The 26,289-nt window shown below is 55.8% G+C and carries 25 protein-coding genes and 1 tRNA gene; 17 read left to right on the forward strand and 9 right to left on the reverse strand.

The window, feature by feature from the left end:
* Complete coding sequence (gene arcC, locus AC2FHW_RS07775) at positions 1-933, forward strand: carbamate kinase (RefSeq protein WP_496728791.1); 933 nt, start codon at positions 1-3, stop codon at positions 931-933.
* Here arcC and AC2FHW_RS07780 read toward each other — a convergent pair.
* Positions 930-1,208 carry a hypothetical protein gene (locus AC2FHW_RS07780; RefSeq protein ID WP_496710030.1) on the reverse strand — a complete coding sequence of 93 codons (279 nt, stop codon included), beginning with the start codon at positions 1,206-1,208 and terminating at the stop codon, positions 930-932. The genes arcC and AC2FHW_RS07780 overlap by 4 nt on opposite strands.
* Between AC2FHW_RS07780 and AC2FHW_RS07785 the strand changes: the two genes are divergently transcribed.
* Genes AC2FHW_RS07785 through AC2FHW_RS07805 form a run of 5 tightly spaced genes read left to right on the forward strand, consistent with a single transcriptional unit; the run spans position 1,201 to position 4,956 of the window.
* Entirely contained in the window at positions 1,201-1,719 is a 519-nt protein-coding gene (locus tag AC2FHW_RS07785; protein ID WP_496710031.1) for a DUF4178 domain-containing protein, read from the forward strand. The genes AC2FHW_RS07780 and AC2FHW_RS07785 overlap by 8 nt on opposite strands.
* Positions 1,716-3,017 (forward strand): DUF4178 domain-containing protein, encoded by a 1,302-nt coding sequence (locus AC2FHW_RS07790; protein ID WP_496821736.1) that lies wholly within the window; start codon positions 1,716-1,718, stop codon positions 3,015-3,017. Before AC2FHW_RS07785 ends, AC2FHW_RS07790 begins: the two co-directional genes overlap by 4 nt.
* A 1-nt stretch (position 3,018) precedes the next feature.
* Entirely contained in the window at positions 3,019-3,183 is a 165-nt protein-coding gene (locus tag AC2FHW_RS07795; protein WP_185956671.1) for a hypothetical protein, read from the forward strand.
* Positions 3,184-3,193: 10 nt separating this feature from the next.
* Complete coding sequence (locus AC2FHW_RS07800) at positions 3,194-3,418, forward strand: DUF350 domain-containing protein (RefSeq protein ID WP_142636390.1); 225 nt, start codon at positions 3,194-3,196, stop codon at positions 3,416-3,418.
* Positions 3,415-4,956 (forward strand): polyamine aminopropyltransferase, encoded by a 1,542-nt coding sequence (locus AC2FHW_RS07805; protein ID WP_496676948.1) that lies wholly within the window; start codon positions 3,415-3,417, stop codon positions 4,954-4,956. The genes AC2FHW_RS07800 and AC2FHW_RS07805 overlap by 4 nt, the downstream gene beginning before the upstream one ends.
* On the opposite strand, the gene speD is transcribed toward AC2FHW_RS07805, so the two are convergent.
* Positions 4,927-5,328: an adenosylmethionine decarboxylase gene (gene speD / locus AC2FHW_RS07810; RefSeq protein ID WP_142636388.1), complete on the reverse strand. Its 402-nt coding sequence runs from the start codon at positions 5,326-5,328 to the stop codon at positions 4,927-4,929. The genes AC2FHW_RS07805 and speD overlap by 30 nt on opposite strands.
* 335 nt (positions 5,329-5,663) lie before the next feature.
* Between speD and AC2FHW_RS07815 the strand changes: the two genes are divergently transcribed.
* Together AC2FHW_RS07815 and AC2FHW_RS07820 are read left to right on the forward strand one after the other, a co-directional pair.
* A complete protein-coding gene (locus AC2FHW_RS07815) occupies positions 5,664-6,827 on the forward strand; it encodes an ATP-binding protein (RefSeq protein ID WP_496821738.1) in 1,164 nt (387 codons plus the stop codon).
* Positions 6,828-7,237: 410 nt separating this feature from the next.
* Positions 7,238-9,259, forward strand: a complete 2,022-nt coding sequence (locus AC2FHW_RS07820) for a DEAD/DEAH box helicase (protein WP_271948940.1) — start codon at positions 7,238-7,240, stop codon at positions 9,257-9,259.
* A 382-nt stretch (positions 9,260-9,641) separates the two neighbouring features.
* Here AC2FHW_RS07820 and AC2FHW_RS07825 read toward each other — a convergent pair whose 3' ends face one another.
* The 4 genes from AC2FHW_RS07825 to AC2FHW_RS07840 form a co-directional block, all read right to left on the reverse strand.
* On the reverse strand, positions 9,642-11,243 hold the full coding sequence (locus AC2FHW_RS07825) for a BCCT family transporter (protein ID WP_271948938.1): 1,602 nt from the start codon (positions 11,241-11,243) through the stop codon (positions 9,642-9,644).
* A 29-nt stretch (positions 11,244-11,272) separates the two neighbouring features.
* The gene (locus AC2FHW_RS07830) at positions 11,273-12,352 is read right to left on the reverse strand and encodes an extracellular solute-binding protein (RefSeq protein ID WP_271948936.1); all 1,080 of its coding nucleotides are present in this window, start codon (positions 12,350-12,352) and stop codon (positions 11,273-11,275) included.
* 975 nt (positions 12,353-13,327) lie between these two features.
* Positions 13,328-13,404 (reverse strand) — tRNA-Pro (locus AC2FHW_RS07835).
* A gap of 115 nt (positions 13,405-13,519) precedes the next feature.
* Positions 13,520-14,635, reverse strand: coding sequence for a THUMP domain-containing class I SAM-dependent RNA methyltransferase (locus AC2FHW_RS07840; protein ID WP_496821740.1), 1,116 nt, complete (start codon positions 14,633-14,635; stop codon positions 13,520-13,522).
* 276 nt (positions 14,636-14,911) lie between these two features.
* Here AC2FHW_RS07840 and AC2FHW_RS07845 point away from each other — a divergent pair, with 276 nt between their 5' ends.
* Genes AC2FHW_RS07845 through nqrF form a run of 6 tightly spaced genes read left to right on the forward strand, consistent with a single transcriptional unit; the run spans position 14,912 to position 20,772 of the window.
* A complete protein-coding gene (locus tag AC2FHW_RS07845) occupies positions 14,912-16,255 on the forward strand; it encodes a Na(+)-translocating NADH-quinone reductase subunit A (protein ID WP_496708010.1) in 1,344 nt (447 codons plus the stop codon).
* Positions 16,256-16,260: 5 nt separating this feature from the next.
* Positions 16,261-17,469: an NADH:ubiquinone reductase (Na(+)-transporting) subunit B gene (locus AC2FHW_RS07850; protein WP_282027194.1), complete on the forward strand. Its 1,209-nt coding sequence runs from the start codon at positions 16,261-16,263 to the stop codon at positions 17,467-17,469.
* Positions 17,462-18,277 (forward strand): Na(+)-translocating NADH-quinone reductase subunit C, encoded by an 816-nt coding sequence (locus tag AC2FHW_RS07855; protein WP_496677034.1) that lies wholly within the window; start codon positions 17,462-17,464, stop codon positions 18,275-18,277. The genes AC2FHW_RS07850 and AC2FHW_RS07855 overlap by 8 nt, the downstream gene beginning before the upstream one ends.
* Positions 18,277-18,930, forward strand: a complete 654-nt coding sequence (locus AC2FHW_RS07860; RefSeq protein WP_282021773.1) for an NADH:ubiquinone reductase (Na(+)-transporting) subunit D — start codon at positions 18,277-18,279, stop codon at positions 18,928-18,930. Before AC2FHW_RS07855 ends, AC2FHW_RS07860 begins: the two co-directional genes overlap by 1 nt.
* Entirely contained in the window at positions 18,930-19,538 is a 609-nt protein-coding gene (nqrE, locus tag AC2FHW_RS07865) for an NADH:ubiquinone reductase (Na(+)-transporting) subunit E (protein WP_496677037.1), read from the forward strand. The genes AC2FHW_RS07860 and nqrE overlap by 1 nt, the downstream gene beginning before the upstream one ends.
* A gap of 10 nt (positions 19,539-19,548) precedes the next feature.
* Positions 19,549-20,772, forward strand: a complete 1,224-nt coding sequence (nqrF, locus tag AC2FHW_RS07870) for an NADH:ubiquinone reductase (Na(+)-transporting) subunit F (protein ID WP_281972904.1) — start codon at positions 19,549-19,551, stop codon at positions 20,770-20,772.
* A 53-nt stretch (positions 20,773-20,825) separates the two neighbouring features.
* Here the strand turns inward: nqrF and tviB are convergent, their stop codons facing one another.
* Both tviB and AC2FHW_RS07880 read right to left on the reverse strand, forming a co-directional pair.
* Positions 20,826-22,109, reverse strand: a complete 1,284-nt coding sequence (gene tviB / locus AC2FHW_RS07875) for a Vi polysaccharide biosynthesis UDP-N-acetylglucosamine C-6 dehydrogenase TviB (RefSeq protein WP_496677040.1) — start codon at positions 22,107-22,109, stop codon at positions 20,826-20,828.
* A 5-nt stretch (positions 22,110-22,114) separates the two neighbouring features.
* Entirely contained in the window at positions 22,115-23,128 is a 1,014-nt protein-coding gene (locus AC2FHW_RS07880; RefSeq protein WP_282021771.1) for a GDP-mannose 4,6-dehydratase, read from the reverse strand.
* A 159-nt stretch (positions 23,129-23,287) separates the two neighbouring features.
* On the opposite strand from AC2FHW_RS07880, the gene AC2FHW_RS07885 reads away from it, so the two are divergent.
* Complete coding sequence (locus AC2FHW_RS07885) at positions 23,288-24,058, forward strand: metallophosphoesterase family protein (protein WP_271948909.1); 771 nt, start codon at positions 23,288-23,290, stop codon at positions 24,056-24,058.
* A gap of 3 nt (positions 24,059-24,061) precedes the next feature.
* Here the strand turns inward: AC2FHW_RS07885 and AC2FHW_RS07890 are convergent, their stop codons facing one another.
* Entirely contained in the window at positions 24,062-24,586 is a 525-nt protein-coding gene (locus AC2FHW_RS07890) for a CBS domain-containing protein (protein ID WP_271948907.1), read from the reverse strand.
* 363 nt (positions 24,587-24,949) lie between these two features.
* On the opposite strand from AC2FHW_RS07890, the gene AC2FHW_RS07895 reads away from it, so the two are divergent.
* The gene (locus AC2FHW_RS07895) at positions 24,950-25,975 is read left to right on the forward strand and encodes an FAD:protein FMN transferase (protein ID WP_271948904.1); all 1,026 of its coding nucleotides are present in this window, start codon (positions 24,950-24,952) and stop codon (positions 25,973-25,975) included.
* Positions 25,976-25,989: 14 nt separating this feature from the next.
* On the forward strand, positions 25,990-26,226 hold the full coding sequence (gene nqrM, locus AC2FHW_RS07900; protein WP_271948901.1) for a (Na+)-NQR maturation NqrM: 237 nt from the start codon (positions 25,990-25,992) through the stop codon (positions 26,224-26,226).
* Positions 26,227-26,289: the final 63 nt, after the last annotated feature.

Consider the following 26,289-nt stretch of genomic DNA (forward strand, 5'->3'; position numbering starts at 1 on the left):
ATGCGCATCGTCGTCGCCCTTGGGGGCAATGCGCTGCTGCGGCGGGGTCAGGCCCTGACCGCCGAGAACCAGCGTGAAAACACGGCCATCGCCGCGCAGGCGCTGGCCACCATTGCCGAGGGGAACGAGTTGATTGTGACCCACGGGAATGGCCCTCAGGTGGGATTACTGGCCCTACAGGGCAACGCCTATAAACCGGATGAGGCCTATCCGCTGGACGTGCTTGGGGCGGAAACCGAGGGCATGATCGGGTACATGATCGAGCAGGAGCTGGGCAACCGTCTGCCGCCCGAGACGCCTCTGGCCACGCTGCTGACCATGATTGAGGTCGATGCCAAGGATCCCGCCTTTGACGACCCCACAAAATTCATCGGTCCGGTATATGACAAACCCGAGGCAGAACGATTGGCCGCCGACAAGGGCTGGCAAATTCGTGCGGATGGTGACAAATGGCGACGGGTTGTTGCCTCTCCGCTGCCGAAACGGATTTTTCAAATCAGGCCGATTAAATGGCTGCTGGAACGGCAAGCCGTGGTGATCTGTGCCGGTGGCGGGGGCATTCCCACGGCCTATACTTCTCCGGGTTATCTGGAGGGGATAGAAGCGGTGATCGACAAGGATCTGGCCTCAGAGCTGCTGGCCCGAGAGGTCGGGGCCGATTTGTTCATTTCGGCAACGGATGCTGATTGTGCCTATCTGGACTGGGGTACCGATACTCAGCGTGGCATAAAAGCCGCCTCACCAGATGCCATGGCCAAGTTCAATTTCGCCGCCGGTTCGATGGGCCCAAAGGTCGAGGCCGCCGCCCAGTTTGCGCGGCTTACCGGCAAATCTGCAGCCATCGGCGCACTGGCCGATCTGGCGGATATCGTTGCGGGCAGGAAGGGCACAACCATAAGCAAAGACGCAGCTGAAACCCTATTTCACGACTAACTCAGATGATTGCTGGGGCTGACGGCACCTCTGACAGAACCGCCAGCATGTTCAGTTCCACCTAAGTGGTCCTGTTTGAATTCTGGCAACAAGGGCAAGGCGGCACCGGACGTGTATTCTCCAGAACCAATAACGGCTTGAACTTTCATTTTCTTTGCGCGACTTGAAAGCATGAAGACTTTGAACTGTCCAAACTGCGGTGCGCAAACCCCGATTGCGCTGAAAGGGATAAAGGTTGCCACCTGTGCGTCCTGCGGTACGACGTTGATGATCAATGATGTCCAGGTTCAATCGGCGGGCCAGCAGGGTGAGATGCACGATGCACCGCTTTTGTTCGGGATAGGCGATCAAGTGCAACTGGGTCGAACGTCGACATTGATTCTTGGTCATGCGCGCTATTCCTACGGGCGGGGGTTCTGGGATGAGTTCTGCGGTGTCGATGGTGATGGCCGCACCTGCTGGATATCGCTCGATGAGGGAGATGTCGTTCGGCAGAAACGCTTGACCGAAAAGGACACGCCGAAATTCATGCCTCCGTTCAAGCTGGGCGAAACGCTGGATTTCGACGCGGCCACATTCACGGTTACCGAAGTTGAACATGCCGAATGTATCGCGCTGCGTGGACAGTTCGATGAGGTGCTTCAGGTCGGGGAAAGCCATGAATTCGTGAACGCTTCCGCCGGGGACGAAGCTTTGTTGTCCGGCGAATTCTGGCCCGGTCATGCGATCTGGTTCTACGGTCGGTGGTATGACGCATTTGATGTGAAGGTTCAGCGGCAGTCATGACCCGAGATCCAAGTCTTCTTTCGATCAACTGCACCTGCTGCGGCGCCGGTCTGGATGTACTGGGCGGTGGCCGGGTGATCGTGCAGATCTGTTCGTATTGCGGGGCCGAGCTGGATGCACAGAACAACTATCGGACATTGCGGCAGTTCAAGGATCAGAAACGCCCGGAAACCCCGCTTTCGATTGGGATGAGTGGGTCGTTGTATGGTGCCGAGTTCACCATAATTGGTCTGATCGAGCATGCCGAACGCTGGGGCGGACGGGTCTATCAATGGATAGACCATCAGCTTTATTCGCCAACCCACGGCTATGCCTGGCTGACGCTTGAGGCGGGGCATCTGGTGTTCTCACGACGCTATCGCGGATCGGCCTGGATGTCGGAGAGGTGGGTTGAGACCGCGGAATCTCCTCCCTCTGTGACCACCGAGGTTGGGCGCTTTGTGTATTACGAGACCACCACAAGCGCGGTCACCTATGTTGAGGGTGAATTCACCTGGCCGCCGTCACTGGGGGAAAAGACAACCACAATTTCGGCGATGTCTGATACGGCGATGCTGGGGTTTTCGACCACCGGGTCCGAGCGTGAGACCTATCGCTCGTTCTATGTTTCGAAACAGCAGGCCGAAGCAGCTTTTGGGGTTTCATTGAACCTGAACCCACATCGGGTGCATCCGCTGCAATCTTTCATCGAGGGCCCAAACTATAGATTTTTGCTGGTCGTATTATTCGTGTTTACGATCCTCTGTTTTGTGATGGCGGTCTCTTTCTCTCAACGATCAGGAGAGAGGGCGATAGAGCGTCAGGCGCTAAAACGTGGCGACTTCCCGGCCGAGATCACAATCCCGCTTGAAGCCGACAGCCAACTGACGCGCGTTTCCTTCTCGGGCAATGTCAAAAACAGTTGGATCTATCTGGACATCGAGCTGCTTGATCCCGAAGGAGAGCCAGTATTCGAGGCGGGCCGAACGATCGAATATTACACCGGGCGCGACTCGGAAGGATCGTGGAGCGAAGGCAGCAAATTTGCGAGCCTGACGTTTCGACCAGATCGCACAGGCGATTACACACTGGTATTAGACGTGCCTGAGCAGGGGCTTTGGACCGGGTCGGGCGTAGGCCATGTACCGGGGCAGCCGTTCAGCCAGTTGCAGGTCAGTGTCAAAACCGGACTGTCCAGTGGTCTTTGGACATTCGCGCTGGCCGGGGTTTTTGGAGCGCTGTTCCTGTTTCAGTTCGGGCGCAAATGGTTGCATCAACGCGCCCGGTGGTCGGGAACTGATTGGGTAAATGAGGATTAAAGTGACAGCTTTCAGGATCATTTTCGTCGTCATTTCAACCCTGGCCGTGGCTGCCACAGGTTATGTCTCGTGGCATGGGTATTGGGCCGAAAGCCGTGACTTGGACACCTCGGTTCGGGTCGGCAGCGGTGGCGGCGGGTACTATCGGTCAAATCGGATAAAATAGTGAGGAATCAATGGATTATATAGCAGCAATTCAGATTGCAGAAATCATCAGCACAATCTTCTACACCCTTCTGGGCGTGACGCTGATGTGGGTCGTGTGGAAGGTGATCGACTGGATGACGCCGTTTTCCGTCGTGCACGAGATTGAAAAGGATCAAAACATCGCGTTGGCGATCCTGATCGGGCTGCTATTTGTGGCGGTGTCCATCATCATCGCGGCCGTCATCCTGTCATGACCCAGCCCCGCGCGGTTGAGGCGCGCGCCGCGTGGTTGTTGCTTGCCACCTTTCTGGTGGCCGTCGCCGGTCTGATCTATGAGCTGATTGCAGCCACACTCTCCAGTTATCTGCTGGGGGACTCCGTCCGCCAGTTCTCGCTGGTGATTGGTATCTTTCTGTCAGCAATGGGGGTCGGGGCCTGGCTATCGCGCTTTGTCTCGGATGCGTTTTCCGGATTTGTCTGGGCTCAGATCCTTTTGGGCATTGTCGGCGGATTTTTGGCGCCGGTGTTGTTTCTGAACTACGCGTGGATGGGGCAGGTGGCCCTGCCGCTGTACGGCGCCTTGATTGCCATTGGTATCCTGTCGGGGATGGAGATCCCTTTGATCGCCCGTGTTCTGGAACAGATTGGGGCGTTGAAGTTCCGCTTTGAAAACGTGCTGAGCGTCGACTACATCGGTGCGCTGGTTGCCTCGCTGGCTTTTCCACTGCTGGTAATCCCATATCTGGGACTGATGTCGGCCAGCCTGGCCTTTGGAGGGTTGAACCTTGCCGTCGCTGGCCTATCTCTGTTGGTGTTTCGGGAATGGGCCACGCGAGTCCAGGTTGCGGTTTGGGCGGTGGCCTTTGTGGCAACACTGGGCGCACTGTGGCAGTCCGAACGGCTGGTCTCGGTCGCCGAGGCCGAACTGTTCGAAGATGATGTCATCCTGTCCGAGGCCACGTCGTATCAGCAGATCACCGTCACCCGGTACCGCGACCGGGTGCGCCTGTTTCTGGATCATTCGATCCAGTTCGATTCCCTTGACGAACACCGCTATCACGAGCCTCTTGTGCATCCGGCCATGGCCCTTGCGCCGCGCGCGCGTGACATTCTGATCCTAGGGGGTGGAGACGGCATGGCCGCGCGCGAGGTGCTGCGCTATCCCGAGGTGCAGTCCGTGACGCTGGTGGATCTTGATCCGCGTGTGACGCAGTTGTTTCGCGACCATCCAGATCTGTCCAAGCTGAACGACAATGCTCTCAGCGACCCGCGCGTGACGGTTGTCAACGAAGACGCCTGGAGGTTTCTGGAGCGGGAAATCCAGATTTACGACGTGGTGATCATTGATCTGCCAGACCCCAAATCCATCGCCTTGTCCAGGCTATACACCAAGCAATTCTACGGCTTGCTGGCCGAACGGCTAAGCGGGCAGGGGGTCTTTGTCACTCAGGCCGGATCACCGTTCTTTGCCCGACAGGCCTTTTGGTCGGTGGCCGAAACGATCGAGAGCAGCCGCAATCCGCAAAGACCCGGGCGGGGACTGCAGGCGGTTCCCTATCACAGCTACGTGCCGAGCTTCGGCGAATGGGGGTTTGTTCTGGCTACATTTGAACCATTGACCGACCGTAGAATCGAACTGCCTGATGGGCTGAGCTATCTCGACGATGATGTTTGGCGCGCGGCACAGATTTTTGGCGGTGATACCGACCGGGTCGATGCCGAACCTAATACACTGCAATCGCACGCACTGATGGGATATTACTTAGACGGTTGGGACTACTGGTTCCGGTAAACCGCGGTTGACGCGCGTAATTTCAACTCGGGCAGGGCGCAGGTGCTTCTCAAGATATGCGACCGCTTTGTCCGGTTGCGTTGTGCCACACATGAAGATGTCGATGGCGGCATAATCATTTTCCGGCCAAGTGTGGATCGAGATATGGGATTCTGCCAGCAACAACACTCCGGTCACACCGCCATGCCCGCCAAATTTGTGGAACTTGCCCGACAGTATCGTTGCGCCAGCCTCCCGCGCCGCGCGGGTCAGTGCCTCTTCGATGTGCATTACGTCGGTTAGGTATAGGCTGCCGTAATGATCGACCAGAATATGCATTCCCGAGCCAGCCAGCGTGCCTGTGTCAGCGTTTTTGATTGCTGGTATGGTCATGATCCTGGTCCTTTCTGCGATTTGATTTTTCGCAGATTCTTAGGGGTTTGTGCGCGGCAAGTACCTAGTTGGCTTCGCCCTTCAGGGCAATGGAAATGAAATTGAGGGATGCAAAGAGGACTCTTCGAATTTAATAGTTAAGAAAGAAGAACGTACTCAGGTTCTATTTTCTCTTGATCAAATGGGACGCAGCTTTCCACGATTATGCTCGACCTAAGGTCCAGACTTGCGTGTCATGGTTCTGGGGTGAAGGGCCGAGACGATAGGGTTTCACTGGACAGTAATTTGGAATTTTAACCTTGTAAATCTTCCATCAAATGGAATAAATGCAAGGTATGATCAAGCGCGGTGATAGGAAGTCAGTTGAAGACTCTCTCGAGAACCAGGCGGGTGTAGTCCTGCTTGGGCCGCGGCAAGTTGGGAAGACAACCCTCGCGCAGGATATCGCTGAAAGCCGTGACGCTGTCTATCTTGATATGGAGAGATCTGCTGATCGCCAGGTGCTCGAAGAGCCAGACCTCTATCTCGACGAGCAGGTTGGGCGCCTGGTGGTGATCGATGAAGTTCAGCTTATGCCCGGCCTGTTTAAGGCATTACGCGGTCAGATTGACCGACGACGAAGACAAGGGTATCGGACTGGGCAATTCCTGCTGCTGGGGTCGGCCTCGAACACGCTTCTGCACCAAAGCGCAGAATCTTTGGCTGGCCGGGTCAGCTATCACGAGCTGACGCCTTTCATTTTGTCGGAAACCGGAGCGGACTCGATCTCTGCGCTGTGGTTGCGGGGTGGGTTTCCAGATAGCTTCCTTGCCAAGAACGACAAAACCAGCCTGGCATGGCGCGAGGATTTCATCCGCACCTATCTGGAACGCGATGTTCCGGCTTTTGGGTTGCGCATCCCGGCGGAAACATTGCGCCGGTTCTGGACAATGCTTGCCCATGAGCAAGGCGGGTTACTCAATGCGGCGAAACTCGCGGGAAACCTTGGCGTATCGGGCCAGAGCGTTGCCCGCTATCTTGATTTGCTGGTCGACCTGATGCTGGTGCGCCGTTTGCAGCCATGGCATTCCAATGCCGGAAAACGTTTGGTCAAATCTCCCAAGGTTTATATTCGCGATTCCGGGTTGGCCCATGCGCTTCTTGGGATCGAAACACCGGAAGACCTGCTTGGGCATCCGGTTGTCGGCGGCAGTTGGGAAGGGTTCTGCATCGAAAACCTGATCGCCGCGGCACCGCGCAGAACAGAAGCAAGCTTCTATCGCTCTTCAGCAGGGGCTGAGGTGGATTTGATGTTGAAACTTCCCCGCGGCGGCCTCTGGGCCATAGAGATCAAGCGGACGACATCAGCGAAGGTCACGCGTGGGTTTCACATCGCGACAGAAGAATTGGACGCCTCAGAGCGCATCCTTGTCTATGCCAACGACAAGGAAGTGCAGGGGCAGGGAGGTGTGCGGGCTATGCCTCTCATGAGCGCAATGAAACGGCTGGCGTCTGCATAGACGCAAGAGGGACCGCGCCATTGGCTCAACGTCATGCCCTAAATTCGAAGATAACGTGGTCGTAGAAGCCATCGAATCCGACTGCTTGTAGTAGATTTCCCGAAGGAGTAGTCACGTTGACCGCCAGCCCGACAGGGACAGCGGGTTTACAGACGGTTGAAAGCTCTACAGAAAAACGCCTGTTTTGACTATCCCAAGCCTGCGCTTCTGCCGCGTCTCAACAAATTGAACCGAATGCAGCGAGGGTCTCAAGCCGCTACTGAAAGGGAGCAGTACGGACAGGATACGGGATTTTCAGCGCATCTGTCCCGGTTCGTGGCTATACAATAGTCAAGACACTCGTTAAGGGGCTGTCTTTACCCATGGATGATGCATTGATTGCAATACCGCACAATCCCATCTCCTGACCGATGAAAAGAACCACCGCTGTGAAACAAACCATTGCAAATGCGCTGGCTCGCAAGGGCTATGACACCTTAACCCAAGTTCAGCAGGCTGTAACCCGGCCCGAACTGGAAGGGAAGGATATGCTGGTTTCGGCCCAAACCGGATCGGGTAAAACCATCGGATTCGGCCTGGCGATTGCGCCGCGACTTTTGGGTGACGCTGAGACTTTCGAAACCTCGGGCGCACCGCTGGCACTTGTTGTAGCACCAACAAGGGAACTGGCGCTGCAGGTAAAGCGTGAACTGAGCTGGTTGTTCGCCGATGCGGGCGCGTTTCTGGCGTCCTGCGTCGGAGGCATGGATATTCGGGATGAACGTCGCGCGTTGGCGCGTGGCGCGCATATTGTTGTTGCCACTCCGGGACGGCTGCGGGATCATATCATGCGGGGCTCGATCGACCTGACGGCCATTCGCGCCGTGGTTCTTGATGAGGCCGACGAGATGTTGGATCTCGGGTTCCGAGAGGATCTGGAATTCATTCTGGATGAAACACCATCAGACCGTCAAACTTTGCTGTTTTCTGCCACTGTCCCACGTGCGATTGCCAATCTGGCGACACGGTATCAGCGCGATGCAGAACGTGTGAGCACCGTCAGCGAAAAGACGCAGCACGCCGATATCGATTATCGTGCTATGTTGGTCGGCCCGCGCGACGGCGAGAATGCAATTATCAATGTGTTGCGCTATTATGAGGCGCCGAACGCCATTGTGTTCTGCAATACCCGCGCGATGGTGTCACGTCTGACAGCGCGCCTGTCAAACCGGGGCTTTTCGGTCGTCGCCCTATCCGGAGAATTGACCCAGAGCGAACGCTCGAACGCCTTGCAAGCCATGCGCGATGGGCGTGCCAGGGTCTGTGTGGCAACGGATGTTGCCGCCCGCGGTATTGATTTGCCTAACCTTGATTTGGTGGTCCATGCGGAACTGCCAAACAGCCATGAAACACTGCTGCACCGCTCGGGTCGAACAGGCCGGGCCGGGCGCAAGGGTGTCAGCGCACTAGTGGTTGCACCCGCGTCGCGGAAAAAGGCGGAACGTATTCTGAAATTCGCCAAGCTGACCGCCGATTGGGGGACAGCCCCGTCAGCCGAAGAGGTGACCGAACGCGATCAGGTGAGAATGTTCGCATCAGATGACTGGCAAGCAGAGATCACGGAAAGTGAACGCGCAGCAGTTCAGAAAATGGTAGAAAGCTTTACCCCTGAGCAGATTGCAGCAGCTTACCTGCGGCAGTACAAGCTGCGTCATTCCGCGCCAGAAGAGTTGTCGACGGTCGATCGGCAAAGCCAGAAACCGCGCGCGGCTTTTGGCCCCAGCGTCTGGTTTTCGCTGTCCGAGGGGCGCAATCAAAATGCGTCGCCGCGTTATATGCTGCCGATGATCTGCAAGTCAGGCAATCTGACGAAGGATGACATTGGGGCCATCCGGATTGCCGATGATGTGACCTATTTCGAGATCCGTGAGCCCAGCGTCGAAGGGTTTCTGACAGCCGTTGGGCCCGAGATGAAGATCGAAAAGGTCAAGAATCTCGTGCGTCTGGACACGGCACCGGACTTTGCTGCAACTGGCCGGACCAAGCCCATCGGAAAGCAAAAAGGCAAACCGATTACGAGCAAACGAGATACGACTCCGACCGAACGGAGCGGCACTGCAACCTATGGACGTCGCAAGCCTGAACCCGAGGGCCGGGCACCTTCCAGCCCTGCAGAACGTCCCACAAGGGCCGTCAAATCAGCCAAAGTAGAACGCCAGCGTGCTTCGAAAGACGAGGCAGATGCCTTGTTCAAACCGGTTGGTGCAAAGCCAAAGGCACGTAAGGGCGGTAAATCTGAAGCCAAAGGCGGCGATATCAAATCTGCCCGAACAGCATCAAAGGGTCCACCTCCACCCAAAGGTAAGTCAAGCAGCAAGAAGAACCGAGCGCGAGTCGCAGCGGCCAAATCTACAAAAGGTGGCGATTCTGTCCCGAAACGGCGGAAGACTTAGCCTGCATTCCATTCCGAACCTGGTTTTTTGGCTTTGGGCATTACCTTTAAGGGACAATGGAAGGCATGGGCGAAAGAAACCGCTCCATCACGACCAGGATCGGACTATCCCCCACAATGTACCTTTGGTTCACGGGTCGAGATTGTGTGAGAGGCTCACCATGGAGAGCCGACAAGCCTATCCAGTTGCTGTACCACGCGGGTAGCAGAGATGCTGGTGGAAACCATTAGGCAGAGGTTCTTTCGTATTCGTTTGCTCCCAGAAAGTTTGGCAAACTTCACATCAGAACGAGGAAAGCTTCGCGGACAGGTCGAAACCCATGTCTGTAATTGTCGAGAGGCAGATGTAACTGCCTCTCGACAAATTGAACCACAATGGCTGCCTATCTGTTGAGGAACTCCATTTCGTACTTATCCTCAACATCGGGCACTGGATGCTCAGCGTGAAGCGACGAGACAATACCATAGATCATGAATAACAAGATCACAGCGATTGGTAGCCCTGCGACGATGGACGCTGTCTGTAGCGCGCTCAACCCACCGGCCAGCATTAGGACACCGGCAACAACGCCTGCGGTAATACCCCAAAACACACGGAACTTGATTGGCGGATGCTCGTCACCCATCGACAGCATTGTGCACATCACCAGTGTCCCCGAGTCAGAAGACGTGACAAACCACGAAATCAGCAGAACAGTAATCAACACTGTGATCGGGTACACCAACCATGTGTAGCCAAATCCTTTGACCGTTTGGAATACGCCAGCGGCGTAGTCATTGTTGACCGCCTCGACGACACCTGCGTCGTAGAACAGATCAACCCCGGCTGCTGCGCCACCAAAGACACCCATCCAGAGCATCACGACTGAGGTTGGAATAAGAAGAACGCAATAGCAGAATTGCTTGATCGTCCGCCCCTTTGATACCCGCGCAATGAACAGTCCAACAAACGGGCACCATGCGATCCACCAGCCCCAGTAAAAGATCGTCCACCAGCTCTGCCATTGGTTTTCGGGCTCACCGTTGATCCAGAAACCCATGGGTATCACCGTCCAGAGGTAATCTCCAAATCCGGATATGGTTATGCCCAACAGGAATGCCGTTGGTCCCAGAATGATGAACAGGAGCAGCAGGCCAACACTTGCCATAACGTTGGCTTCAGACAAGATACGCACGCCTTTGCCAACACCCGATGCAGCAGAAGCCGTGCCAAGACAGGTGATGATTGCGACGAGGATCAACTGATTTGTCTGGGTGTTTGCCATCCAGCCAAGATCCTCAAGACCGGCGGCGATTGGTGTGACGCCCAACCCCAATGAGGTTGCGAGGCCAAAGATTGTACCAAATACGCCAATCAGATCGACGAGATGACCCCAGGGACCATAGATCCGTTCCTTCAGGACAGGATAAAGAGCGGTGCGCAAAGTCAGAGGAAGCCCATGGCGGTACGAGAAATATGCAAGGCAGAGGCCAACCAGCACATAAAGGGCCCAACCGTGGAAACCCCAGTGGAAATTCGTGATCGTTACCGCAGAAACCGCCGCGTCAACCGAACCTGGTTCAATTCCCGCCCGTTCAAGGAATGGGCTGCCTTGGATATGGAACATTGGCTCTGCAACGCCCCAATAGATCAGACCAGATCCCAAGCCCGCACTAAACAGCATGCAAATCCATGAAAACGTTGAAAAATCTGGCTCGTCATCATCCTTGCCCAGCTTCACGTGTCCGAACCGGCTGATCATAAGCCAAATTACGAAAAACAGTGCCGCGTTAACGACCAGTACATAGAACCAGTCCAGGCTACCGATGATGAAGTCTTTACCTGTCGCAAAGATCGCACTTGAAGCTTCAACATCACGGATCGTGAAGAACACAAACCCCAATATCATCACCATCGACGCGATACCCATCGTCGGATTCATACCTTTGAACAAGCCGCTCTTTGCTACAAGATTGTCAGGTTTCTGTGTTGATTGATCACTCATTTTGCACCTCTTAGACCTGTTGTTTCGGCTTACCGTGTAGAACCCGCAGCGCCCTGACGGGCGGAGGTTGCGAGCCAGGACTGGAACGCCTCTTCCAGGCGCCCGTGGTTGGTGGCCCACCACTCGGCGTCCGACAGAATGTAAAGATTGTCTTCATACGCCGGACCGTTCGGGATGCGCTCCAAAACGTCGTCTGACAGGAGTGTCATCGAAGATTTTCGGGTTGGACCATTTGGCAGGTACCCGACCATATCGGCCAGCGAATTTGAGCTGCTAGCAAAGCGAATAAAATCAATGGCTTCTTCTTTATTCTGGCTTCCTTTTGGTATTCCGAACAGATCCAGCTCAATCACACGGCCGTCCATGTTGACCGTAAAATCGGAACCGTCTTCCTGGGCGGCCGTTGCACCGGTAGTGGCCCAGATCGATGACATCGCAATGTCGCCAGAGTTCAGCAGACGTACGGGTTCACGCCCGGTTTCCCAGATTTGCAGGCCGGTTTTTATGTCGTCCATCTTTTTCAGCGCGCGCTCAACACCTTCTTCGGTTTCTAGCGTTGGATACACATCATCGCGGGCTACGCCGTCGGCCATAAGGGCCCATTCCATGATCACTGTCGGATCATTTCGGATGGCACGTGGCCCAGGATAGGTTTCTGTGTCGAAGAAATCCGAAATGGTTGATGGAGGCGTTTCTGCGAATTGAGAATTGTTATACGCATATGCGGTGCCCCATACGATGACTCCTACGCCACAATCATTTAGGGCACCTTCGACAAAATCCTCTCGAAATGGTGTGCCATCGACGCCATCAGGCAGTTCTATGTCAGATATGTTCTCCAGCAAGCCCTCTTCGCAGGCGCGAAGTGAATCTGCTTGCGTAAGGTCGACCACATCCCAAATCACATTTGCGCTTTCGACCTGATCGCGGATTTCCGAGATGCCACCATTGTAATGTGCAACATGCACATCAGCGTTTTTGGCTTGCTCATAAGGGCGCACAAACCCAAGCATCTGACTTCGCATGTAAGGGCCGGTCCAGGATGTGAAGGTGATGGACGGCCCGGGCTCTGGGATTGTGGTTTCGCTCTCAGAGTTACTTTGCGCCATCGCATTACTCAAAGAGAGAGTAGAAAACAGCGCAGCTATCATTATCCGACAGCCCCTGACCGCCTTTAGCCTATAGTACATCATCAAATTCCTCCCTAGTCGCTTCTAATTTTGTATAAGCGCTTTGTTTGGGTCGTCCTCCTGGTCAATTCCCAGCACATTCAGCAAGAATACATCAAATACACCCTGATGATCAGCAATAATCAAAAATTGCGAAAGCTAAATACGACTATTACGCCAGACAGAGCGACAGATTTGGCAGAGCCACCAAGAAACAAGGCTTGCGGTTACAGGTTGTTTTCCAGAAGCCAGCGATACAGAGAAACCGGTTCCTGTTCATCGACCACAGTTAATTACGGACCTGATCTTGGGGCCTATCTCACCTTCGGCGAAAGAGCCTCAGGGGCGTGCGCGGGCGATGGAATGACGACGCCCAGGACATGGTGTGCCACTTCGCACACGCGACGGATATCAACATCGCGGAGCTTTGAAGTCTTGATCAACATTCTCATGACAGCTGCATGATCGCCGCCGCCCACGGGCGTAGGCAAATATATCCTGCGCGCTTTGTGATTTGTATGTCGTTCGCTGTGTAACCGTTCAGGATGTCGATAGGGGCCAGTAACTCTGTGACTTGCTGGTTGAAGTCGCAAGCCATCAAGCACCGGCCGAGCAATTTGATACAATTTATCTTGCCCTCGACGCGCCTCCAGCGATGCTCGTTGTCTCAATTTTACCTGATGGCGCGACAGAGGTTTATAGAGGCTCGCAGGGCCTCATTCCTTGCGCCGAGCCGTTTCAACGCTTCATTGTAGGCCAACCAGTTCGTCATTTTGACTTCGTGGGAGTAAAGCAGTTCATACCACACAGCTATCACCTTGGATTCATGCAGTGAATCCTCGAACCAAATTGTGCGGAAAAGTAGGTTTATTGGTCAAACAGCAAAAAATTTTTGCAGTTGAAACCTTGCTTTATTGGTCGGAGTGAGAGGATTCGAACCTCCGGCCCCTGCCTCCCGAAGACAGTGCTCTACCAGGCTGAGCTACACTCCGACCGTGGCGGGTGATCTATACCTGAGGGTTTGGATGTGCAAGAGGGATTCTGGGTCTGGTTTGTGATTAATAACAGGCTTTGGACAGGCTCAAAATCCCCGCGATTAGACCCATGTCAGACCAGGCGGTCAGTGCGATAAAGTCGGATTTTTGTGCCACCGTGATCCACTACCGGCCCTGCCGGAAGCAAAGGAAGGCGCGTGGCATGGGCCAGGGATGGGGTGCTTGTTACGATGCCAACGCGCCATCCTTTGAAGCGTGACATCAGAACCTTGCCGAAACTCCCATACAAGGATCGCAGCCGTTTTTCATCGCCTATCCGGGCGCCATAAGGAGGGTTTACGATCACCAACCCTTCAGCACCTTGCGGGGGCTTCAGATCGCTGATGGAGTGGCAATGAAATGTTGTATTGGTCGAAACACCGGCTTGTTCCGCGTTGGCTTTTGCGGCCTCGACTGCGCCTGCATTCCTGTCGGAGCCGAAGAACTGAACCTCGGGGGCAGGGGAGGGTGACCCGGCGCGCATGTCGGACCAGATGTCGGGATCAAAACTCCTTAGGCTTTCGAATGCAAAATTACGCGTGCGACCGGGAAGCAGGCCCAACGAGATCTCGGCAGCCTCGATGACGAAAGTGCCCGACCCGCACATGGGATCCAGCACCGGTTCGGTCCCGTGATAGCCACATTCGCGCAGGAACATGGCCGCCATTGTCTCGCGCATGGGGGCCTTGGCGACGGAAGTCTTGTGACCTCGCTTGTGCAGGGGCTCTCCGGAGGTGTCGATCGAGAATGTGCAGATGTCTTTCTCAATCCGCAAAAGCACGCGCAGGGCTGCATCTGTCGAGATTGGAGTCCCCAGTGTCTCGGCCAGCGCTCGTTCGATCCTTTGGCGCGCGGCACCCGCATGATAGATGCGCGATTTGCGGCTTGTCGCCTCGACTTTTACCGGCACTTCCGCGCGCAGGAAATCTGACCACGGAAATTTTCTGGCGCGTTTGTCCAGTTGTGCCAGATGGACAGCGGGAAAGCTGCCAATCCGAATCAGAACTTTATTTGCGCCCCGAAGGCAAAGGTTGGCACGCCAGACTTCGGGCCACCCGCCCCGACAAACCACACCACCAGCAATGACCTTAGCATCGGCGAATCCCTGTTCGGTGGCCTCGGCATGCAGCGGCGCCTCTAGTCCGGGCGTTGCTACCAGAAAAATTTCCAGATCGTTCATTTGTTCCATCAAGGGTGCTTACACCGGACATGATCGGGGCGCGACAGGCAATTTCAGCGAAAGTGATACAAGAAAGTGAATACCGTGAGGGAATTTTGACGGTTACAGGTTTGCTTTTGGTATCATCCCCGCGTAAAGGGGCCACAATCAGAGGGACGGCCGCGGATTTCAGTCGCAATTCGACGCTTTTGCGACGACTGCTTGGAATTCTCGCGTTATTGTCTGACACTAGATAGGTGTTGGCTCAGCCGGCACAGGTAAAGAGGCTTGGAAGACCGTAGCGACATGCAAACTTTCAAACTGAAAAAAGGGTTAGAGCTGCCGGTGCAAGGCGCACCGGAACAAACCATCCATCCGGGTCCAGAATTCAAGACTGTTGGGGTTTTGGGGGGCGATTACCTTGGCTTGAAACCGCGAATGCTGGTTCAGGAGGGGGATGACGTTCAACGTGGCACTCCGCTTTTCTGTCACAAGGACGCACCCGAGGCGATGATGGTCGCCCCGCTAAGTGGTAAGATCGTTGCCATCAACCGTGGTGCGCGCCGGGTTTTGCAAAGCGTTGTGATCGAGGTTGCGGATGCCAACGACACGGGTATCGATTTCTCGGGTGTTGGTGATGCGGACAGCGCCGAGGGTGTTACCGCCAAGCTATGCGCCGCGGGGCTGTGGACCGCTTTCCGTACGCGTCCCTATTCCAAGATGCCAGTTCCGGGCACCAAGCCAGCAGCGATTTTCGTCACCGCCATGGATAGCGAGCCACTGGCCGGAGATGCAGAACTCATCATCAATGACGCGGGCAAAGCATTTGCGGATGGTCTGGTAGTCGTATCCAAGCTGACCGAGGGCAAAACCTATTTGTGCCAGCAGGACGGTGCTTCAGTTCCGGGTAGCGATCTGCCAGACGTAGAGGCGGCGGCATTCTCTGGTCCGCATCCTGCGGGTTTGGCCGGAACCCACATCCATTTCCTCGAACCGCTTGCGGGCGAAAAGCAGGTCTGGACCATCGGGTATCAGGATGTCATCGCCATTGGCCGCCTGATGCAGACGGGCCATCTGGACCCTAATCTGGTGATCGCCCTGACTGGCCCGGGTGCCCGTCAGCCGCGCCTGATCCGTACGGTGATGGGAGCGTCGACCGAAGACCTGACCAGGGATGAGATTGATGTGGAGGGCACGGCACGGATCATTTCGGGCTCGATCCTATCTGGTCAGCATGCGGATGGCCCAACGGCTTATCTGGGGCGTTTTGCAAGGCAGATGACCATCATCCGTGAGGATCACGACCAGATTCCGATGGGTTGGATCCGCCCGATGCCTTCGAAATTTGCGGTTCAGCCGGTGCTGGGTTCTGCTTTCGCCAAAAAGCTGTACGCGCTCAGCTCGAATCTGAATGGGGGGCGCCGCGCCATGGTGCCCACGGGTACGTTCGAAGAGCTGATGCCGCAGGACTATCTGCCGACGCAACTGCTGCGGGCACTACTGGTGATGGACACCGATACTGCGCAAGCTCTGGGCGCGCTAGAGCTGGACGAAGAGGATCTGGGCCTTGTCGGCTTTGCCTGTCCGGCAAAATATGAATACGGGCTGGCGCTGCGCGACTGCCTGAACAAGATTGAAAAGGAGGGCTGATCCAAATGGGTTTGCGCAGCTTCTTCGATCGGATCGAGCCGAACTTTACCAAGGGCGGCAAGTACGAAAAGTATTTCCCCATCTACGAGATGGTCGAAAGCTTTATCTACACTCCGAAAACCGTGACCTCTGTGGCCCCGCATGCGCGGTCTTACGTGGATATGAAGCGGATCATGACCTATGTCGTGATCGCGACCATTCCCTGTATCCTTTGGGGGATGTGGAACACCGGCTATCAGGCCAACTCGGCCATCGCCAGCCTCGGGCCGGACTCTGCCACCGGTTGGCGCATCGCTCTGCTGCAGATGTTTGGTATCTCGCTGGACCCCAGCAGTGTCTTTGCAAATGTGATGCACGGGTTGATGTATTTTCTGCCTATCTACATCGTCACACTGGTCGCAGGCGGTATATTCGAGGTCATCTTTGCCACCGTGCGCGGCCATGAGGTGAACGAAGGTTTCCTTGTAACATCAATGCTTTACACTCTGATTATGCCGGCCACTACACCCTTGTGGCAGGTGGCTTTGGGCATTATCTTCGGTGTGGTGATCGGCAAAGAGGTATTTGGCGGCACCGGCAAGAACTTCCTTAACCCCGCGCTGGTTGGTCGTGCGTTTTTGTACTTCGCTTATCCTGCTCAGATGTCGGGTGACTCGGTTTGGACCCCGGTTGACGGGTTCTCGGGTGCAACCGCGCTGGCGGTGTCAGCGGCCGAGGGCGTACAGGCTCTTGCTGCCGAAGGGATCACATGGTCCAGCGCTTTTTACGGCACCATTCAGGGCAGCTTTGGCGAGACCTCGACCTTGGCCTGCTTGATTGGTATGGCCTTCCTGCTGATGACCAAGATTGCCAATTACCGCCTGATCGTTGGCTGTCTGGCCGGGACCATCGGATTTACTCTGCTGCTGAACCTGATCGGGTCGGATACCAACCCGATGTTCGCGATGCCGTGGTATTGGCATGTGGTTCTGGGTGGGTATGCATTTGGCCTGGCCTTCATGGTGACCGAACCGGTTTCCGCCAGCCACACCAACCTGGGCCGCTATATCTATGGCGCCTTGATCGGAGTGATGGTTGTGATGATACGCGTGATCAATCCGGCCTTCCCCGAAGGCATGATGCTGGCCATCCTGTTCGGCAATGTCTTTGCACCGCTGATCGACTATTTCGTCGTGCAGGCCAATATCAAACGGAGGGCGCGTCGCCATGTCTGATCCGCAACCTCAAGAACCCAAGGGCGCATTGGCTCGCTTTCTGGCCGCCTCGCCGGATTCGGTTGGCAAGACGATCTTCGTCGCCGTTGCTGTCTGTCTTGTTGCCTCGATGGTGGTCTCCGCCGCTGCGGTCAGCCTGCGCCCGGTGCAAGAAGCCAACGCGCTGAAGGACAAACAGGTTAACGTTTTGCAGGTGGCTGGTGTCTTCGAGCCGGGCATAGATGTGACCGAAGCCTTCGCTGCGTTCGAGCCGCATGTGCTCGAGCTTGCCACCGGCGAATTTGTCGACGATCAGTTCGATCCGGCAACCTTTGATGACCAGGCTGCTGCAAGTGATCCTGAACTCAGCGTAGCATTGGACACTGACCCGGCGGGTATTGGTCGTCAGGCCAAGTACCGAGTGATCTATCTGTTGCGCGATGATGCGGGCGATTTAGACAAAGTGATCCTGCCGCTGCATGGTTATGGCCTGTGGTCGACGCTCTATGGTTTTATCGCTCTAGAAAGTAACGGCAACGACATCTACGGCCTGCAGTTCTATCAGCATGGTGAGACCCCCGGCCTTGGCGCCGAGGTGGACAACCCGCGATGGAAAGGTCTGTGGAATGGCAAGAAATTGCGCGACGATGCAGGCGAGCTGCAGATTACCGTCGCCAAGTCGCAGCCCGCCGCCGGTCCCGATTTCTATGTCGACGCGCTTGCTGGGGCCACTCTGACCTCGGTTGGTGTCGATAACCTAGTGAAATTCTGGATGGGTGACGCGGGCTACGCCCGGTTCCTGGCCAAACTGCAAGCAGGAGAGTTTTGATGTCTCAGACCAAGAAAGAGATGCTGGTCGACCCGCTTGTCGACAATAACCCGATCACGCTGCAGGTCCTGGGCATCTGTTCCGCGCTGGCCGTGACTTCTTCGTTGCAGGTGGCCTTTGTAATGGCGCTGGCTGTGACCTTCGTGACCGCCTTCTCGTCGATGTTCATTTCGATGTTGCGCAACCAGATACCCGGCTCAATCCGGATCATCGTTCAGATGGTGATCATCGCGTCGCTGGTGATCCTGGTGGATCAGGTTCTCAAGGCCTATGCCTTCCAGATTTCGAAAACCCTGTCGGTTTTCGTTGGGCTGATTATCACAAACTGTATCGTGATGGGCCGTGCCGAGGCATTTGCGATGAAGAACCCCCCGATAGCATCTTTTATCGACGGTGTTGGCAACGGCATGGGCTATGGGCTGATCCTGCTGCTAGTCGGCTTTATCCGCGAGCTGTTGGGGGCCGGGTCGCTGTTCGGTGTCACCATCTTGCAGACTGTGAACAATGGCGGCTGGTACGTACCCAACGGTATGCTGCTGTTGCCACCTTCGGCGTTCTTCATCATCGGCCTGATCATCTGGGTCTTCCGTACATGGAAGCCGAACCAGGTCGAAGAACGTGAATACAAAATCCAGCAGGTAGAGGCGCACTGATGGAAGGGCTTATCTCACTGGCCGTAAAGGCCATCTTTGTCGAAAACCTTGCGCTCAGCTTCTTTCTTGGCATGTGTACCTTCATCGCCGTGTCCAAGAAGATCTCGACCGCGCTGGGTCTTGGGATCTCGGTCATGGTCGTGCAGGCGATCACCGTTCCCGCCAACAACCTGTTGCTGACCTATCTGCTGAAGCCGGGCGCGCTGGCCTGGGCCGGGTTCCCGGATGTGGACCTGACCTTCCTTGGCCTGATCTCGTATATCGGCGTGATAGCCGCGATGGTTCAGATCCTCGAGATGGTCTTGGACAAGTATTTCCCCCCGCTCTACAACGCGCTGGGTATTTTTCTGCCGCTGATCACGGTGAACTGCGCCATCCTGGGTGGCTCGCTGTTCATGGTCGAGCGGAATTATAACTTTGCCGAGGCCACGACCTATGGTCTGTCCTCCGGCTTTGGCTGGGCGCTGGCGATTACCGCTATGGCGGGGGTGCGCGAAAAGCTGAAATATTCGGACATTCCTGATGGCCTGCAGGGTCTGGGGATCACCTTTATCACCGCGGGTCTGATGGCGATGGCCTTCATGTCCTTCTCGGGCGTGAAACTGTAAGGGGGCGGCAATGGAAACCTTTAGCCTAGGCGTCGTTCTTTTCACGCTGATCGTTCTGGCGCTTGTCGCCCTTATCATGGCCGCCCGGTCGCGGTTGGTGTCGACGGGCAATGTCAACATCACCATCAATGGTGAGAAAACCGTGTCCGTGCCCGCCGGTGGCAAGCTGTTGCAAACCCTGGCAGCTGAGAAACTGTTCGTGCCATCGGCCTGTGGCGGCGGCGGGACCTGCGCACAATGCCGCGTACGCGTCCATTCCGGCGGTGGCTCGATCCTGCCGACCGAAGAAAGCCATATCACCAAGCGCGAGGCCGCTTGTGGCGACCGTCTGTCTTGTCAGGTTGCAGTTAAACAAGACATGGATATCGAGGTCCCCGAAGAGGTCTTTGGCGTCAAGAAATGGGAATGCACGGTTCGGTCGAACGAAAACGTTGCCACCTTTATCAAAGCGCTGACGCTGGACCTGCCCGAAGGTGAGGATGTGAATTTCCGCGCTGGTGGCTATATCCAGATCGAAGCCCCCGCCCATGCGCTGAAATACACTGATTTCGATGTCGAGGAGGAATATCGCGAAGATTGGGATCGCTTCAATCTGTGGCAATACGACTCGGTCGTTGCCGAACCCATCGAACGCGCCTATTCCATGGCCAACTATCCGGACGAAAAGGGCATGATCATGCTGAACGTCCGGGTTGCCTCACCGCCTCCGGGTTCCGAAGGGATACCGGCGGGCCAGATGTCGTCGTATATCTTCAACCTGAAACCGGGTGACAAGGTCACGATCTCGGGTCCATTCGGTGAATTCTTCGCCCGCGAGACCGGAAGAGAGATGGTGTTCATCGGTGGTGGTGCTGGTATGGCGCCCATGCGCAGCCATATTTTCGACCAGCTCAAACGGCTTGAGAATCGCGACCGTAAGATCACCTTCTGGTACGGTGCCCGGTCCAAGAAAGAGATGTTCTTTGTCGAGGATTTCGACAGCCTCGCGGAAGAGTTCGACAATTTCGAATGGCATGTCGCCCTGTCGGATGCCCAGCCCGAGGATGACTGGAAAGGCTATACCGGCTTTATCCATAACGTGCTGTTCGACGAATACCTCAAGAACCACCCGGCACCCGAGGATTGCGAGTTCTACATGTGCGGACCGCCGATCATGAACCAGTCGGTCATCAACATGCTGCTGGATCTGGGTGTGGACCGCGAAGATATCATGCTCGACGATTTCGGCGGGTAATCAGTTATCCGGCGCCCTGTGGCGCCGGTTTCATTTTAGGTCTTTTGGTTCGATTACAGGCGCAGGTCGCTTGCCTCGCGTGGCAGGCAGGATTTGATGTCGAAGACTACGCTGTTTTCTTTGCCATAGGCTCGAAACTGCAAAGGATCGAGTGCCCGATATTCCGCATGCGCGACGGCCAGGACGACCCCATCATAGAGCCCTGGCTCAGGTTGGTCGATCAGGGCCAGGTCGTATTCTTCGTGCGCGGCTTTGGGGTCGGCATGAGGGTCGTGGACATCGACGCTGATGCCATAGCTTTGCAATTCTTCGATAATGTCGACGACACGGGTGTTGCGCAGGTCGGGGCAGTTTTCCTTGAACGTCAGGCCCATCACCAGAACACGGGCGGCGCCAACATTGATACCGCAACGGGTCATACGTTTGACCAGTTGCGACACTACATAGCTGCCCATCCTGTCATTCAGGCGCCGCCCTGCAAGGATGATCTGCGGGTGATGGCCCACGGCCTCGGCCTTGTGCGTCAGGTAGTAAGGATCCACGCCGATGCAATGCCCGCCGACCAGACCGGGGCGGAAGGGCAGGAAGTTCCATTTGGTTCCGGCTGCGCGCAGCACAGCCTCGGTATCGATGCCCATGCGACCGAAGATCATCGCCAACTCGTTCACCAGAGCGATATTCAGGTCGCGCTGGGTGTTTTCGATCACCTTCGCGGCCTCAGCCACGCGGATGCTTTCGGCCTTGTAGGTTCCAGCGGTGATGATCCGGGCATAGAGCGCGTCAACTAGATCAGCGACCTGCGGGGTTGAACCAGCGGTGACTTTGCAGATGTCCGCGATACGGTGGGTCTTGTCACCGGGGTTGATCCGCTCGGGGCTGTAGCCTGCAAAGAAATCCGTGTTGAAAGTCAGGCCCGAGGCGCGTTCCAGCACCGGAACGCAATCTTCTTCGGTTGCGCCGGGATAGACGGTGGATTCGTAGATCACCAAATCACCGGGTTTCAATACGTGGCCAACTGTTTCCGACGCAGCCAGAAGGGGGGCTAAATCAGGCTGCTTACCTGCGGTGATCGGCGTGGGGACGGTTACGACATAGGTATCGCAATCGGCAATCTCCGAGGGGTTGGTTGTGAATTTCAGGCCGCCCCCCGCGCTCAGGTCATGTGGCTCAACCTCATGCGTTGCATCTACGCCAGCGCGTAGTGCCTCGACCCGCGCCGCATTGATGTCAAATCCGATCACCTTGCCAATTTTGCCGAAGGCCACGGCCAAGGGCAGGCCGACATAACCCAGCCCGATCACAGCAATCTTTCGGGAATTGGGGTCGGTTTCAAGCATATGCGTCACTTACCATGATAGTCGCGGAACCATTCGACAAACTGGGCGATTCCATCTTTGAAGTTTGTCTGCGGACGATAGCCGGTCAGCTTTTGCAGCAGATCACTATTCGCCCAAGTGGCAGGAACATCACCCATCTGCATAGGCATGTAATTGCGGATGGCTTTCTTGCCGATAGCTTCCTCAATGGCTTCGATAAAATCCATCAGGCGCACTTTGTCGCCATTGCCTATATTCACCACGCGCCAGGGCGCCGCTGGCGACAGGCTGTCACCTTCTTCAATCTCATCTGCGCTGTCCGGCCGCACCGGAGGGGCGTCAATCAGCAGTCGGATACCGCGGACAAGGTCTTCGACATTGGTGAAATCCCGATACATGTCGCCGTGGTTATAGATATCGATCGGGCGGTCATCCAGAATTGCATCCACGAATTTATAGAGTGCCAGATCGGGTCGCCCCCATGTGCCGTAAACGGTGAAGAACCGGAACATGGTCGTGGGCAGGTTCCACAAATGGGCATAGGAATGGCCCATCGCCTCATTTGCCTTTTTGGTTGCGGCGTAAATCGTCAGCGGTGTGTCGGCCTTTTCGACCTCAGTAAAGGGCATGACCTCGTTGGCGCCATAGACCGAGGATGTCGAGGCCATCAGAAGGTGATCCACCTTATGCTCGCGCGCGATCTCCATGACGTTGAACGTGCCGACCACGTTGGAATTGATATAGCTGCGTGGGTCCTCAAGGCTATAGCGGACACCAGCCTGCGCCGCGAGATGCACGATCACCTCGGGCTGGAACTCCTCAGCGACCTTTGCAAGCTGGTCGTAGTTTTCCAAAAGATCCTCGGTTGCGGAAAACCCAGGGGATTGCAAGAGCATCTGATGGCGGCGCTGCTTGAGCGAGACGTCGTAATAATCCGTCATCCCATCGTAGCCGTGAACCTGAAACCCCTCGGCCAGTAGCAGTTTTGCCAGGTGAAAACCGATGAACCCTGCTGTGCCTGTGACTAATACGCGCTTCATTTAACCCTCGACCCAAACCAAAACCGTTTGAAACATCAGGGATACTTTCAGCCCCTCAAGGTCAAGGGGATTTTCCTACAAACCGCGCCAATGGGGCAATCCAGAACCCGAATTCACTTGCGGATTGTTGTTGCCCGCCAGTCAGGGTAGGAAATTGCGATGGTGTGGGATTGGATCAAAACCAGGTGGAAAAAACCTCAGGCGGCACAGAATTCAGTTTCTGACATCGCGCCTGACCAGAGGTTTTATGCCGTGGGGGATATCCACGGGCGATTGGATCTGTTGCAGACTTTGCTGGCAAGGCTGGATCCAGATTGCCCCACAATCTTTGTCGGGGACTACATTGATCGTGGCAATTACAGCGCCCAGGTGCTGCACCAGTTACGGCACCTTAGCCGGGTCCGGGGCAATGATTTCATTTGCCTGCTGGGTAATCACGAGGAGATGCTGTTGCGGTTCACCGATGACCCAAAACGGGTCGGCAGGCTTTGGCTGCAAAACGGTGGCCTGCAAACGCTCGCCTCATTTGGAATTACCGGTGTGGATGAAGACACGGTTGGTGCGGATGCTGTCTCGGTGGCTGACAGATTGCGACGCGCAATGGGAGAAGATTTGCTGTCATGGCTGCACGACCGTCCCCTGACCTGGACCAGCGGCAATGTCACCGTGGTGCATGCAGGGCTGGACCCAGGCAAGCCATTGGATGAGCAGACACGCCAAGTCCGCCTGTGGGGCCATCCGAATTTCTCACGGCAGATGCGGGAAGATGGCCAGTGGGTTGTCCATGGTCATACGATCACGTCAGAGCCCCGCGCTGAGAATGGCGTTGTTTCGATCGACACCGGCGCCTTCTTCAGTGGCAGGTTGACCGCCACTGATATTCGCGCCGGCGAGGTCCGGTTCATCGCAACCAACGAGCAGCCGGAATAGCTGTCAACCGACGATCATCTGCTTCATGCGAAGGGCTTCATACTCCAGCTCTTTGAGGCGGAAATGCACGACATCACCGATCGTGATCACGCCACGAAGATGGCCATCGCTGAGGACGGGCATGTGGCGAAAGCGCCCCTCTGTCATGGTTTTCAGCACATCGTTCAACAGATCCTCGGGCGCGCAGGTCTGTACACTGCGGGTCATCAGATCTTCGACAGATTGGGGCAGGGTCTGGCCGGGAGTATCGGCCATACGGCGCACAATATCACGCTCGGACAGGATACCCTGAAGCGTACCATTCTGATCTGTCACCACCACAGCGCCGATCCGCTTTTCCTTGAGGATATTCACCACCGAATGAATTGTGTCTTTCGGGCGCACGGTAAAAACCGCGTCCCCTTTGCCAACAAGCAGCTTTTCGACTGTTGTCTGTGTATGAGAAAGGTTCGATTCAACCGACTGGCTATGCGAGGCAGCCGCGGCCTTGTCGCCGCGTGTCGGTGGCTGGTAAGAGCTTGGGGCCATGGGCAATCTCCTCTTGCTTTGCTTTTCACCTTACCGCAGCCATATGACCTGTATAGGGTACAAATGCCCTAACCGGGGAAAACTGCCAAAAACCAAGGAAATCCGGCCCGTTGTCCAACTTTTATCTGACCCCCCCTGTTGCCGCGCTGATATTTTTTGCGGTTGTCGTTTGTGGCCATAATTTTCGCATGACCTGGAAACAACAGGCTCCGGGATGGCAGAAGAAAGCATGGCTGTTCGGGGTGCCCGCCGGAATCGGTTTGTTGGCGCTAGGCTTCCTGCCGCTGAAAGCCTGATGCAGGTTTGACTCTGATTGGGGCCGCTGTCATATGCCGGGCACGCTTTTCCTCAGGAGGGACCCGTATGCGTTTCTTGCCAGTCCTGGCTGTCGCCACACTTATTTCCGGCTGCTTGTTCGACAAAGAGCCCGAGGTGGTACGTCTGTCAGGCGAAACGATGGGGACGACATTCAACATCACGGCCATCGGTGTCGATGTTGATGAAGAAGCGCTGGCGGGTGCGGTCGAACAGACACTGGCCGAAGTTAACGCAAAGATGTCGAACTGGGACCCGAATTCCGAGGTTTCGACCTTCTCGGACTCGGGCAGCACTGAACCTGTAGCCGTTTCGGATGAATTTGCGCTGGTGCTTGATGCCGCGAATGATGTGCACGAGAAATCCGGGGGTACATTCGACGTGACTCTCGGCCCGCTGATAGAGCTTTGGGGCTTTGGTCCGCGCAAACCGGAAGATCCGGTGCCCGCAGATGCTGACATCCAGGCGGCTTTGGGCAGGGTCGGACAGGCCAGATTGCTGCAACTGGATCGCGATGCCGGAACTTTGGCGAAGGCCGATGCCGGAGTCGGCATTAACCTGTCCGCTATTGCCAAGGGGTATGGCATCGACGCCGTGGCCGAAACGCTGCGCTCGGCTGGGATTGAGGACTATATGGTCGAGATCGGCGGCGATCTGGTCACAAGAGGCGATAACGACAAGGGTGAAACTTGGCGGATCGGGATCGAAAAACCCCAGGCCGATGCGCAGAATCTGCAGTTGATCGTACAGCTTGATGATCTGGGTATGGCGACATCCGGCGATTACAAGAATTTCTTTGAACAAGATGGTGTGCGGTATTCGCATATCATTGACCCAACTACTGGCCGCCCGATCACGCATCGGACCACTTCGGTCACGGTACTGGCCGAAAATGCTATGATGGCAGATGCTTGGGCGACAGCGATGTTGGCCTTGGGTCAGGAAAAGGGTTTGAAACTTGCCGAGACGCATAAACTTGCCGTGTATTTCATCTCGCGGGATGTGACAGGCGGTGAGGATGCCTATATCACGGTGCACAGCACAGCGTTCAAAGAGGCGTTGGGCACCAACTGACGGGTTGAGCTGAGATGAGCACTTTTATTCTGGCCTTCATTCTGCTGCTGATCATTATGGTTGGCATGTCGCTGGGTGTGATGTTGATGGGTAAGACCATCAAGGGCAGCTGCGGTGGCCTGAATGCGATCTCGGGGGCGGATAAATGTGTGGTCTGCCAAAAGGACGTGGACCCTAACAGCCCCTTGCGCGACAAGCTTCAGTGCAAACGCGCCCAAAAGATGCTTGAGCAGATGGAACGGCAGGCCTAATAACTTAGCGCTTCGTTTGACGGTTGGAATTGGCTAAGCAGGTCCCTGAATAACGGGGGCGCA

It is taken from the genome of Ruegeria sp. YTSA108 (assembly GCF_059610185.1).